This window comes from Achromobacter sp. GbtcB20 (genome assembly GCF_019091095.1).
In the GTDB taxonomy this organism is placed as follows: domain Bacteria; phylum Pseudomonadota; class Gammaproteobacteria; order Burkholderiales; family Burkholderiaceae_B; genus Achromobacter; species Achromobacter mucicolens.
In genome coordinates this window covers 113,833-127,185 of the sequence record NZ_JAGXJZ010000007.1, presented here as the reverse complement: position 1 = coordinate 127,185, position 13,353 = coordinate 113,833, and the positions used below count along the sequence as shown (strand labels likewise).

General features: G+C 63.0%; 8 protein-coding genes. 3 read left to right on the top strand and 5 right to left on the bottom strand.

The genetic code is table 11. The annotated features are described in order from the left end of the window. Positions 1–28 precede the first annotated feature (28 nt). The 3 genes from KVT32_RS12040 (at position 29) to KVT32_RS12030 (ending at position 2,821) form a co-directional block, all read left to right on the top strand. Entirely contained in the window at positions 29–1,510 is a 1,482-nt protein-coding gene (locus tag KVT32_RS12040) for an efflux transporter outer membrane subunit (protein ID WP_217618253.1), read from the top strand. A 424-nt stretch (positions 1,511–1,934) separates the two neighbouring features. Next, entirely contained in the window at positions 1,935–2,453 is a 519-nt protein-coding gene (locus KVT32_RS12035; protein ID WP_063954754.1) for an Hcp family type VI secretion system effector, read from the top strand. A 110-nt stretch (positions 2,454–2,563) separates the two neighbouring features. After that, on the top strand, positions 2,564–2,821 hold the full coding sequence (locus tag KVT32_RS12030) for a PAAR domain-containing protein (protein ID WP_152382762.1): 258 nt from the start codon (positions 2,564–2,566) through the stop codon (positions 2,819–2,821). 48 nt (positions 2,822–2,869) lie between these two features. Here the strand turns inward: KVT32_RS12030 and tssM are convergent, their stop codons facing one another. Genes tssM through tssH form a run of 5 tightly spaced genes read right to left on the bottom strand, consistent with a single transcriptional unit; the run spans position 2,870 to position 12,890 of the window. Continuing rightward, complete coding sequence (gene tssM, locus KVT32_RS12025; protein ID WP_152382763.1) at positions 2,870–6,637, bottom strand: type VI secretion system membrane subunit TssM; 3,768 nt, start codon at positions 6,635–6,637, stop codon at positions 2,870–2,872. Continuing rightward, positions 6,630–8,078: a type VI secretion system protein TssA gene (gene tssA / locus KVT32_RS12020; protein WP_152382764.1), complete on the bottom strand. Its 1,449-nt coding sequence runs from the start codon at positions 8,076–8,078 to the stop codon at positions 6,630–6,632. The genes tssM and tssA overlap by 8 nt, the downstream gene beginning before the upstream one ends. Next, entirely contained in the window at positions 8,075–8,755 is a 681-nt protein-coding gene (vasI, locus tag KVT32_RS12015; RefSeq protein WP_217618252.1) for a type VI secretion system-associated protein VasI, read from the bottom strand. Before vasI ends, tssA begins: the two co-directional genes overlap by 4 nt. Beyond that, on the bottom strand, positions 8,752–10,314 hold the full coding sequence (locus KVT32_RS12010) for a sigma 54-interacting transcriptional regulator (protein WP_217618251.1): 1,563 nt from the start codon (positions 10,312–10,314) through the stop codon (positions 8,752–8,754). Before KVT32_RS12010 ends, vasI begins: the two co-directional genes overlap by 4 nt. Continuing rightward, complete coding sequence (gene tssH, locus KVT32_RS12005) at positions 10,314–12,890, bottom strand: type VI secretion system ATPase TssH (RefSeq protein WP_152382766.1); 2,577 nt, start codon at positions 12,888–12,890, stop codon at positions 10,314–10,316. Before tssH ends, KVT32_RS12010 begins: the two co-directional genes overlap by 1 nt. Positions 12,891–13,353 lie beyond the last annotated feature (463 nt).

The following is a 13,353-nucleotide window of genomic DNA, read 5'->3' as shown; positions in this document are numbered from 1 at the left end:
GATGGGACGCGCGCCAAAGAGAAACGTCATGATGATGAAAAGACTGACCCGAGGATCCGCCCTGCTCGCCCTGCTGCTGGTGCTGGCCGGCTGCGCGGTGGGTCCCACCTACGAGCGGCCCTCGGCCGACACGCCGGCGGCCTTCAAGGAAGCCGAACTGCCCGCGTCCGAAGCCGGCACGTGGAAGCCCGCCGAGCCGTCCGAAGACGCGCTGCGCGGCGCCTGGTGGAAAGTGTTCGGCGACGAAGGCCTGAACCAGCTCGAAGAGGAAGCCCAGCGCGCCAACCAGGACCTGAAGGCCGCCGCGGCCCGGCTGACGCAAGCGCGCGCCCTGCAGCGCGAAGCGCGTTCCGGCTTCTTCCCCAGCCTGGACGCCGGCTTCGGCCCCAACCGCCAACGTCCGTCGGCCGTATCGCAAGGCCTGCCCGACGGCACATCCACGTCGCCCGTCACCACGTGGCGCGCCCAAGGCACCGTGTCCTACGAGGCCGACCTCTTCGGCCGCGTCGCATCGACCGTGGACGCCGCCACCGCCGACGCGCAGCAAAGCGAAGCGCTGTACCGCTCGGTGCTGCTGGCCCTGCAGGCCGACGTCGCCACCACCTACTTCCTGGTGCGCGAACAGGACGCCGAATCGCGTCTTTACCACCAGACCGTCAAGCTGCGCACGGACACGCTGCAACTCATCCAGCGCCGGTACGACGCCGGCGACATCAGTGAACTGGATCTCGCGCGCGCCAAGGCCGAACTGGCTTCGGCGCAATCCGAGGCCCTGGGCATCGACCGCCGCCGCGCCACCGCCGAACACGCGCTGGCCGTGCTGCTGGGCCGCGCCCCGTCGGAATTCACGATGCCGCCGCAGCCCATCGAACAGATCGCGCTGACCATCCCCGCCGGCCTGCCGTCCACGCTGCTCGAACGCCGCCCCGACATCGCCGCCGCCGAACGCGCCATGGCCGCCGCCAACGCCCGCGTCGGCGCCGCCAAGTCCGCGTTCTTCCCGCGCCTGGACATCACCGGCGCCTTCGGCTACGAGTCCTCGGAACTGGGCAACCTCTTCCAATGGTCCAGCCGCACGTTCCTGCTGGGCCCCCTGGTCGGCGCCGCCCTGTCCATGCCCATCTTCGACGGCGGCCGCCGCCAGGCCGGCCTGGACCGCGCCCGCGCCGTCTACGAGGAAGACGTCGCCGTCTACCGCCAGACCGTCCTGAACGCGTTCCGCGAGGTCGAAGACAACCTGGCCAACCTGCGCATTCTCGCTGACCAGACCAAGGCCCAGAACGCAGCCGTAGAAGCCGCCGCCCGCGCCGCAAAGCTCTCGCATACGCAGTACCGCGAAGGTTCCATCAGCTACCTCGACGTGATCGAAGCCGACCGCAGCGTCCTCCTGCAACAGCGCGTCGCGGTCCAATTGACCGGCGAACAGGCCCGCTCGACAGTGGGACTGATCCGCGCCATCGGCGGCGGCTGGGAGAATCCGGTGCCGCCGGAGAAGGTGGCGGCGAAGTAAGCGTGGCGCGGCAGCAGCACCTGCTCGTGTCAGGTGTCTGGCGCCCGCATGGCAAACCCGTTAACTGCGACGGGGGCTCCTGCGGTGTCGGACACCTGACCGGCTACGTCGCGCCATGAGATGACCGAGCCAGATTTGGCCCGCCCAGGCCAAATCTGGCCTGAATTTCTTTTTTTGTTTTCAACGACTTAATAAAACCGAGCCACACATGGCTCGACATTGCAGGCGAGAAAAACACTTTCCGTTATTTTTGGCAATCCAAGACGAAGCGGCGACGCACGCAAATGCAGATAAGCAATTGAAAACAAAGCATAACCATGCGTGGAAGCCCAAACTGGCACGGACTTTGCATTGAAGGTTGAGCCATCGCCGATGGCACAAGGGCCGATCAGGCCCTTTCGCAACCTTTACAGGAATCCAGCAAATGCCGACTCCCGCCTATATCAGCATCCAGGGCAAGACGCAGGGCAACATCACCCAAGGCGCGTTCACTGCCGACTCCGTGGGCAACGTGTACCAGGAAGGTCATGAAGATCAGATCCTGGTTCAGGAAATCGAGCACCTGATCGCCACGCCGACCGACCCGCAAAGCGGCCAGCCGTCGGGTCAGCGCGTCCACAAGCCCTTCGTGTTCACGGCGCCCCTGAACAAGGCTACCCCGTTGATGTATCAGGCCCTGGCCTCAGGCGAAATGCTGCCGGAAGTCGAGGTGAAGTGGTATCGCACCTCGACCGAAGGCAAGCAGGAGCACTTCTTCACCACCAAGCTCGAAGACGCCACCATCGTCAACATCAACACGGCGCTACCGCACGCGCAAGACCCGAGCAAGGCCGAGTACACCCAGCTGGTCAAGGTCGCCATGGCCTATCGCAAGATCACCTGGACCCACGCCATCGCCGGCACTGAGGCCTCGGACGACTGGCGCAAGCCGCAAGAAGCCTGATCCCGGGCTTCTGAGCATGGCCGGCGCATCGCGCGCCGGTCGTGCGGTAAGCCCCGGGATGCCGCGTCCCTCTCCCGCACCTCAAGCCATCTCATTTCAGGAATCCCAGCGTGAGACCCATTGTTCTTGTTGGACACCGGCACAGCTGCCCGCTCCATGGCAACGGCACGGTCGTCACCGGCGCAAGCGAAGCCATTGTCGATGGACGCGCCGTGGCGCGCATCGGCGACCGCATCAGTTGCGGCGCCATCATTCAAACGGGCTCGCCCGGCACGATCATCGAAGGACAACCAGCAGCACGCCAAGGCGACCGAACCAGCCATGGCGGCACACTCGTAGAGGGCGAAGCCGGCTGGCTGGTGGAGTAACCCACATCCTTTCGGATGGCAGGAGCGCTCTATCAGCGCCCTGCCTCCTCACCGCAGATTTGACCGTTGCGCGCTCCGCGCCAATGGCACCTGCCGCGCACGTTGCGCCGGCGTCGCCGCGCCCGAGGCGTGCCCCTGAACCCCATCCTCCAGAAGCGTCTGCGGCAAGGCAAAGCCCTTGAACAGCGGCTGGGTGAACGGATTATTGGCCTTCTCGGTACTGATGCGGTAACGCATGCCGCCGTCCGGGGCGGCGAAGCTGATGTCCACGCTAGTGCTGGTGGCGCCGTTGAGCCGAGCTTGGCTGAGCAGGCGGTAAAGCGACCATGGACCGCGATAACTCAGCGCGCTGCTGCTCCCCCCCGCGTGCACCAACGTCATGCGGCTTTCATTGCTGGACGCCAGTGTGTTCGGCCAGATCAGTGCCGTGCTGGTGGTAGGACCGTGGTTGTAGCTGACCAACTGGCCTTCCACGCTCAGCGAGCTGCTGCGTTTGCTTGGCGCCATGCCCAGCGGCTCGACGTGGAACTGCACGCCCAACGACCCGCGGCTGTTGAAGAAGGCGTCTCGGATCCTTTCCGCGGCCTCAAGCTGAGTCAACACGTCCGCTCGCACCAGATAACCGCCCAGGCTCTCGGAATACAGCGCCTCCAGATTTTCCTCGATGAACAGGTTCAGATACTTTTCGCGGAACTGCTGCAGGCGCCCCTGCGGACCGAAAAACGCCGTAAAGTCGTCCAGCGCCACTTCCTCACGGCTGGTCGGATTGAACGGATAACGGTTCGCCAGACGCTCGCGGTAGAACCGATACACATCGATATCCCAGCGGCGCTCCAGTTCTCGCAAGGCTTCTACCAGAATGACCTGAGAGGACTCATTGGCCAGCTTGCCCACCTGCCGGTTCAAGGGCTCCGGCAGGCCGGCCGCAATACGTTGCAGATTGCTGATGGGATCGGGCCCCTTCAGCCCGAAACGCTCCAGCACCACACCAAGCGCCGACTTGCCGCGATCGGGGCTGTCGTGCACCGTGCGCACCTTGTCCTGCACGCTTGAAATTGCCACCAAGGTCTCGTCCAGATAGGACGCCCGATCCCCCTTGGCCTGCAGCAGTTGGCTCATGGGTGCAAACGCGCGAGAGATGCCGAGAATCGGCCCGGCTTCCTGCGCATCCTTGTCGGCGGCCGCCCTGTCCGTCACGCCCGCAACTTGCGCAGGCGTGGCGCCCTTGCTTGCGAGCGGGGAAACGCCCGCTGCCGGTGTATCGCCAAACTCACTGTTGTCGCGCACCGTTTCCACCAGCCGGCGCAACGGCGCCGCAGGACTGGTCACCGTGCCCAGGACATTGACCGCCTCGGCCAGGTCGTGAAAGTCGCGCACCTCAAGCTGATTCAGGTTGCGTTGCCACGTGTCGATGTAGTCGCGGCCATAGATGGCCTGGATTCGTTCGGCCAGCGCGCGCTTGTCGGCCTGCGAATAATCGATGTTGCGCCGCTCCCCCAACGCCCATTGATCGATCATCGCCAGCTCGGTCAGATCCTGGCTGTGCGGCGCAAAGTAGCCGTGGAATCCCTTGGCCGTCAACAGCGCGTCGATGCGGCCGTCGGACACATGCTCCAGCGCCCCTTCCTTGTCCAAGCCCGTGGGCTGATAGACGACGTCAAAGGCCGGTCCGATCTCGTTGCGCAGGTCTAGCGGCGACCTCAGGGTGTCACCCGCTTGACGGCGCATGGTCATGTAAACGCGCTGCGGCAGCGGGATCTGCCGCAGGTCGCGCTGCACGACCGACACGCGCTCATGAAACTGAGGCAACTCGGTATCGGCATACTTCATCGCGTAATCCAGGTGTCGCATCAACGCGCGCTGCACCTTGTCCTCGGCGGGAAAAGCCTTGGCCCATTGATGCCCCATCCAACGCTCCACGACCGGCGGCCGGCGGTTGGGGCGGTCTTCGATCATGCGGTACACCCGCAACGCTTCGAGCTGCGCATCGCTGTCCACCACCGTCCCGTCAAGATGCTCCATCACGCCATCGGCGAGCGCCGGCAGAAATCGTTGAGACAGCAGCGTGAGATAGGCCTGATCCACTTTAGGCCCAATCTTCCATCCCTGATAAAGGCCCATGTCTGCCACAAACGGCCACGCCTCGCGGTGATCGCCATACACCGCCACTGCGCTGCTAATCTGGTCCAGCGGTTGAAGCAGATTGCGGCCAGTCGTATCCAGCTTGCCGTCGATGGCGTGGGCGCTGAAGGCGCGGCTGCGCTCCAGCACGCTCATAGCCTTGTCCCGGTTCACGCCGTAGTAGTGATACCAGCCACCAATAAGGACTGCGCTTCCCAGCGACGCCGCACAGAAGCGCAATGCCAACGCCCGCCTTTTTTCCGCCCGCACGCGCGGGTTATCGCCGGCAAGACCGGCTTCGGGGTAGACGACACGCTGGAACAGTTGCTGGGCGAAGTACACCATGGCGCGGCCGCTGGGGTGCGCGGTCGGAACCGGCTCACGGATATCGTAGTTTTGCGACGAAGATGACAAAAAGGCGTTGGTCAGCACGCCTTGCTGGAAGACCGACGACAGAAACACGCCGCGCGGCAATGCCGGCGTGAGATATCGGTCGCTGCCCAACACATCGGTCAGAAACTCCATCAAGAGCGCCCGCATGCCGGTCAGCTGCCGGGCCAGCGAATAGAGGGCTTCGCGCTGGCTCAGTTCGCGCACATCCGCCAACGCATCGAAGACCTGCTCATTGAGGCGCTTGAGGAACTCATCGTATTGCGCGCCGAGTTCGTCGCGCCAGGCGTCGTAACGCTGAACAGCGTCGAGCGTAAACGTAAAGCCGAAGATGTCCTCGCGCACGGACTTGGTTAGCCGGGAAAACAGCGGCTCGAAGCCTTCGAGCAGGTCGAACTTGCTCAACACGACATACAAAGGAGGCCGGGTACCAAGTTGACGCGTGAGTTCGGCCAGCCGGGCCCGCAACAACGAAGCCAGCGCCTTGCGGTCGCTGGGCTGCTGATTGAGCAAGGTCACCAGGCTGACAATCAGCACGACGCCGTTGAGCGGCCGGCGGCTGCGACTTCGCCCCAGCCAGCCTACGAAACTTTCCCACAGGCGGGGATGCAGGTCCTCGGGCAAGCGCGGGCGTTCGGCAACCGCTCCGGTTGGCGATTTTTCATTGTCCTCGGAAGCGGCAGCCTGTCCCAGGTGTCCCGGAATCTGAGGCTGGCTGATCAGTTCGCCAGGCGGATCGATCAGCACAGCATGATCGCCTATCCACCAATCGATCCGATAGATCCTGTCGACGTCTGCCTCCAGCCGTTGGCTGCCCGCCTTGACCTCGCCGGTCAGCGAGAAAGTCTGGCTGGACCGGTTGATGAAACTGGTCTTTCCGGCGTTCTCCTGCCCCAGCACGAGATACCAGGGCAATTGATAGAGCGCGTTGCGGCCTTTCAGGTTGGCCTGCAGCAGGCCGAGACTCTTTTCCAGATCGCGTTCCTGGGCTTGCACGTGCCGCAAGCAGGGATCGTCTTCTTGCTGCTGCGCTTGGGCCCGCTCTGCTTCCAACGCCACGTTCCGCCTGCGCAGCCCAATAGCCCACACCAGCAACGGCAGCACCAGCACCACGAGCGCTGCCATTAGGCGGGCGGCGACACTGGCCAGAGGCTGGTATTCGTCCACCGTCCACAGGGGGCCCAGCCACCAAATAGCTGCCAGGGCAATCACCAGCATCATCAGCAACGCCAAGGGCAAACCCTGCTTTGTCCACCTCAGTATGGGCTGGCCATAACGTTTCACCTTCGACCAAATCTTAAACATGAGGTTGCTCCATTTTCTTGCATTCGATTTCGGTGTGCAGATGCCGCTCCAGCAGACCGAACAAACTCGGCTCCCACTGCGCTGCGGTCGCGCCTTGCATGATCTGATGTGCCCGCGCGTAAAGCCCATCTGCCAGCCACGCCAGACCGCGGGCGCCTAGCAATTCGGCTGCGATCGCGATGACATGGCAACCATGCCGCGGATCGGCGGATGCCTTCTGAAGAGTGTCCAGACGCCTGAGCATCGATTCCACACCCGTCGCTTCCAGCGCCTCGCGCAACTCGTCACGCAGCACGGGATACTCATGTCCGCCGCCTAGCCTGGTGCTAGCGTCATCAGCGCCGCTGATCCAGGCCTGCGTCTCGCCATCGACGAAAGCCCGGCCATCAGCGAACTGCAATTTCACAAGCGCTGGCAGTTTTGCGACAAAGCGCTCAGTGGCCTGCCGTATGGCTTCGGCGACGTTCTGCATTTCCAGTCGCCGTGCGATGCCGGCCGCTAGATAGCTGCCGCGCAGCCAATACGGTGACGAGGTGATGCTTTTCTCGACCCGTTGAAGCAGGGCCGGATCGACCGCATTGGCTCTCAGCGCATCCCAATAGGCCTCAGCGGTCTCGGCGGGAACGGCCATCAGCTCGGTCCGAAGCGTATCCTTGCGGGTCGACGGGGCAATGCTCAGGTGCGCCCAAAGGGCAAAGCGGCGCAGCAGATAACCCGTGGGGTCATAGGCATCCTGGTGGTTGATGAGGTCGGCGATGGCCAGCAGCGAGCGCCGCGTTTCGCGCTCGTTGCCCGATCCCACCGCGACAGGCGTGAAGAACGCCTCGGTGATTCCAGACGTCTGCGATGAAAGTTCGTGGTGCGCCTCGGCGAGTTCGGGCGCGCGAGTCGCTTCGGACTTCAACCTTAGCTGCGATTCCAGTCGCGTTAGCGCCGGCATGTCCAGCTTCGTTTCGCTCGCGCAGCCCTGCAGCTTGTCCAACGCCTGCTGAGCGGCTTTGTAGTATTCGTCAGCGTATCCGGCGCCGTCCAACCTGGTCAGTGCCTCGGCCAGACGCTCAAGCTGCTGGGACATCAGGCGCCGCTTGGCCAACAAGCCAGCAGCGCCAGGTTTCGGGTGGCTTTCGGTCCAGTACTGACAGCTCATGCCGGCCAATACGCCGGCCGCCTCGGCCCAGCCGCGCCAACCGCCAGCGCGCATGCGGGCGGTTGACAACTGCGCAGCAACGCGCAAATGCTTGCACTGCGATTGCAGGTACTGGCGCGAAGCGCAATCCACAAAGCCCCAATCGATGGTCGCCTCTTGCAATCCACCGAGCTTCATCATTTCGGTTTCGATGCTCTGGTAGGCGTTGTCTTCCTCGTCGAAATCTCCGGCCGGCCGATCGGGCGATATGGGCGAAAGAATGCTGTCGATATCCAGCGGGGGAAATGTGCTCACCAATGACAAGCCTCGCGTTGTTGCGCCATCAATTCATGGAGCGCTGCCGCATCGAACGTGAGCCCGTCAAACATGGCGTGGTCGCTCTCTAATTGCACCAGCTGAGCCGGCCGCGTCAGATGGCGAAGCTGCTCTATGGCGACCAGCCCGCGGCCGGCGTCGGTCACCGTGCCACCGTCCACGACCAGCCAGGGCCGGCTCGCTGTTATTTGCCTGCCATCAAGCAGCAGGCGGATGTGCACGCGGCTTACCTCGAGGGGTTGCGCCGTGATGAGTTGCAGGCGCGAGATGTTTTGCAGGCAACTTATCGCCAGCAGTGGCGGCGGCGCGCTTGCCTCCCGGGCAGGCGCGGAGATCACGACCTTGTGCTGGCCGGGTATCGCATCGTCCAAGCGCAACAGCAACATGCCGAACTGATCTGCCTTGCGGCGTGACTCGTTGCGCTGCACCAGCGCCACGATGTCCGGCACGCGTGCCAAGTCGGGCAGCGCGATCACGGGTGCTTCGGTGCCCGCAGCGGCCGCAGGGGGGGTACCCGCTTGCGCGTCGAAACAGGCAAGCCGCTCGATCGCCGACACGATAGTCTTGCAGTCACGGCCCGACGCCATCGCGCCCGATGCCGCAGCGCAGCCCGCCAGCACCGTGGCAGCAAGCAGCAACGCCCGAAATCGCTTCATATTGCTTCCTCTCCAGTCAGATTCAGATCCAGGCACTTGCGCGCCAGGGTGCGTTTGGGAATGCCCAAACTCTGCGCGGCCACACGGCGCGACCCCGCGGCCTGGCGTAGACGGTCTTCCAATAACAAGCGCTCGAACGCGGCCAGCGCTTCGGGAAGGTTGTCGGTGTGCCATAAACGCTGCAGGATGGCGTCTCCCGTCTCATCGTTCTCCGGCGCGTGCTCGCCGCGCGTCAGCTCAACCAGCCGGTTGGTCTGGATACGCTTGCCCGCAGGTGTGCGCTCTGCCGCTGCCAGCACCAAACTGCGCAGCTCCCTGACGTTGCCCGGGAAACGATGGCGCTGGAGCTGCGCCATCGCGTTGTCGGAAATTCCGGCAACCCGCCCGGGAAAGGACCGGTTGTGCTCAAGCAGAATGTTGGCCACCAGCGCCGGGATGTCTTCGAGGCGCTCGCGTAAGGGGGGAATGTGCAGCGTCAGCTGGCGAATGCGAAAGTACAGGTCTTCGCGGAACTGGCCATCCCGCACCAGATCCGCCAAGGCGCGATGGGTTGCGCAGATCAGCCGAAAGTCGGAAGGACGCTCTCGTGTCGCGCCCACTGGCCGGTATTTTTTTTCATTGAGCAGGCGCAGCAGAGTCCCCTGCAGACTCAAGGGCATATCGCCGATTTCGTCCAGAAACAGCGTGCCTCCATCGGCTTCGGCGACCAGGCCTGTCCGAGCCTGAGTCGCGCCGGTGTAGGCGCCGCGGACAGCGCCAAATAGTTCGGCCTCGATGAGATCCTTGGGAATGGCCGCGCAATTGACCGGCACAAATTTGCCCTTGCGCGCGGAGGCTTGATGTATCAGCCATGCAGCGTGGTCCTTGCCGGCGCCCGTCTCGCCTGTGACAAGCAGCGACAAGGAAGAGTCGGCGAAACGCAGCATGTCTTCGCGCAGTCGCCGTGCGGCGGGCCCGGCGCCGATGAAGCCGGCAGACAGTAGGCGGCGACGTCCTCGCGTCTCTGACTGCTGCGCCAGCATGCCCTGACGGGTCTGCGCCCGCTCGTCCGAGCCCAAGCGATCGCGCAGGCCAGTCAGCACTGCGTCAAACAACCTGCACAACTCTTGCCATGCCGGGTCTGCAGTCCATGCGTGCAGTGCGGGCGCCGCGCCGGCCAGAAGCAGCACGGCATCGGCCTTGCGGCGCGCGTCCAGAAGCGGCACGACCAGCCACGCATCAGCGGCCGCCAGCTTTTCGCGAAGCTCCTCGTACCCGCCTTCGACGCCGCACAAGCTATCAACGCGCGCGACATGACGCGTCTGACCGGTCGTCAGACAGTAAACGATGGGATTGTCCAGGTCCTGCAAGGGATAGGCCGGCAGCATATCGAGCGCCACGCCATGGCTGGCAATTGGCCGGATACTGTCTCCCGCCGTCTCCGGCCAATAGCAAACCCCGTAACGTATGCCTGGCGTGGAGCAAACGCCTGAGAAGAACCGGTCGGCCAGCGACGCAACGCCGCTGGCCTGCACCAATGTCCGTGCGAGCGCGGCGGCGCCTTGGGCACTCAAGGACATTACGCTGACTCCAGGTCTGCGTGAAAAACAGCGCCGTCCCAGCTGACCGTGGCCTGCCGGAAACGCTGCCCGCCTGCAAGATGTTTCAATACAGCCAGCGACAGCGGCGGCAACATGTCGCCATCGATGCTGGCATCCAGCAACCGCGCGCCGTTCTGGTGACGAAGGCATCGCGCCCGCAATTCATCCCGCGCGGCGGCGTCTATCATCAGTTGCGCCTGATAGCGGTCGTTGAACTGCCTTTCAAGACGCTGCAGGCGGCTCTCGACGATCTCGCCAAGGGTTTCCTCGTCCAGATACGAATACTTGACCACCTGCATGCGCGCCAGCAACGCGGGTTTGAAGAATTTCGTGAGGTGTGCCCGCAACGCATCGCTTCCGACATCGGAAAGCGAACCGCCGTCGTGATCGAACCCCAAGTTCGAGGTAAGGAAGAACAGCACGTTTTGACAGTCGATGCGCCGGCCCTCGCCATCGGCAAGCTCGCCTTTGTCGAAAGCCTGGTAGAAGATATTGAGCACCTCGGGGTGCGCCTTTTCAACTTCGTCCAGCAGGACCACGGAGTAAGGCCGCTTACGGATGGCCTCGGTCAATACGCCGCCTTCTCCATAACCGACGTACCCGGGCGGAGCGCCCAACAAGCGGGATACGGTGTGCTTCTCCTGATACTCAGACATATTGATGGTGGTCACAAACTGTTCGCCACCAAAGAGCGCGTCTGCGAGGGCCAATGCCGTCTCTGTTTTCCCCACCCCGCTCGGACCGACCAGCAGAAAGGCCCCCATCGGCGTTCCGGGCCGCCGCAGATCCGCCATTGCCGTCATCAGACGCCGGTGCAAGACGTCCAGTGAGGCGTTCTGCCCCTTGACACGCTCACGCAGCGTGTCGGGCAACTTTTCCAGCCGCCGGAACTGATCGCTACTTATGGTGGCGGCTGGAATGCCGGTCCAGTCAGCGATGACCTGTGCAATCTGCTCGGGGCCAACATCCGCATGCAGCAGCGCTCCGTCGCGCTGCAGCTCGGCCAGTTGTTCGACCATCGCTTCCAGGCGCGATGCGGAGTCTTCCTGCGAGTCACCCGCACGGAGCGCGACGATCTGGTCGATCAACACCTTTTGCTCGCGCCAGGCGGCCTGCAACTGCTCGATGGAATCGCGAATCTGTTGCCGCGTCACGTCCAGCGCCGCCAGCCTGCCGGTGTCGGGCTTTCGTCCGGCACGCGCATCGCGCCACAGCAGGTCGGCCTCGGCATCCACCTGCCTCAGCTCGTTTTCCAACCAGGCGATACGTCGCGGCGGCTCGGCCAACGCGGTCGCGACTCGGGCGCAAGCCGTATCCAGGACATCGATGGCCTTGTCCGGCAATTCGCGGCCCGAGAGATACCGGGAAGACAGGACAGCGGCAGCCTTCAGGGCATCGTCGGAAATGGTTACCTGGTGGGCGTCTTCATAGACGCCACGCAGGCCGCGCAGAATGTGTATGGCCTGCTCCACGCTGGGCGCAGCCAGCTGCACCAATTGAAACCGCCGGCTCAGCGCCGGATCCTTCTCGAAGTACTTCTTGTATTCGGACCAGGTCGTGGCGGCGATCGTGCGCAGTTCGCCGCGCGCCAGTGCGGGTTTCAACAAGTTCGCCGCATCGCTGCCGCCAGCTGCATTGCCGGCCCCGATCAGCGTGTGAGCCTCGTCGATGAACAGGATGATCGGCCGCGCCGCGTTCTCGACCTCGTCGATGACCACCTTCAGGCGTCTTTCGAACTCGCCTTTGACCGAGGCCCCCGCTTGCAGGGCGCCCAGATCCAGTCCCCACAACGTCACGTCGCGCAGCGGTGAGGGCACACGCTGCTCGACGATCCGTTGGGCCAGCCCTTCTACCACGGCGCTCTTTCCAACCCCCGCTTCGCCGACCACGATTGGATTGTTTTTGCGCCGGCGCGACAGGATGTCGATCATCAGGTCGATTTCGGCATCCCGGCACAGCACGGGATCGATGTTGCCCGCACGCGCCTGGGCGGTGAAATCGTGTCCGTACTTGCTCAACGCACTGTCAGCCCCAGCTGGCGCCGATTTATTAGATGCCGAATCCGCTTGCAGGGGCGCTTCCGAAGAGTCGGCCAGCAATACGGTGAAACGCTTGCGCAGTGTCTCCCGATTAACACCCTCGAACAGCCGCATCGACGGATAAGGCAGGTAACGAGCGGGGCTGAGCAATGCCGCCAGAAGGAGCGCTCCGGTGCGGATTTCGGCTTGTGCCAGTTCCAGTGAGCTCAGCAGCCAGGCGTCGTGCATCAACTCCAGCAGCAATGGCGAGAACGAAGGGTAGGCGTGGCCGTGCCCGCTATCGGGTTTGGGAAATGTGCTGGCAAGCGCCTCGCGCAGCGCGTCCAGGTCGACGTCCGTGTTCGCCAGAACGCAGCGAACGTCGCACTTCGGTTGATCCAGAAACTTGTACAGCAAATGGGCAACCGTGACCTCTGCCCCGTGCTGTCGAATGCACAGACTGCCGGCTTCCTCAAGTGCGTGCCGCCCGACGGCGTGCAACCTGTCAAGCAAAGCAGCCAGATCAATGGAGATCATGCCGGAATTTCCTCGTGGCCATGGGAGTTTTCACCATTTGGTTTTGCGGGGCATGCAGACGCATGGAATATGGCTGCCATGCAGGGCATTCACTTTGAATGCCGAACCCTGCATTTATTGTTCACGCGCTAAGTCTGTAAAAGACAAGCGCATTAAGAAAACACGGCCAGTCGGAACTATCAATCGGACTAATTCGAATATTCGGCGAACGTCCTTTATTTCTTATCACAAATCATATTTTTGATAAGAGTCAGATTAATCCCTCTTATTTTTCGAACTTTTTATATGTCCAACGTTTCCGATCGCACCGCAAAATGCACAGCTCATTTTTGACTTCATCCTGTGTGTCGCTGGCGGCACCTGGTTTTGCGACACCCAGCCAGAAGACCTGATATTCCGGCGTCTACCAACGCGGACTTCCATGCCTTCCGGAGCGGACGAATAAACGGCTCGAATATTTGAA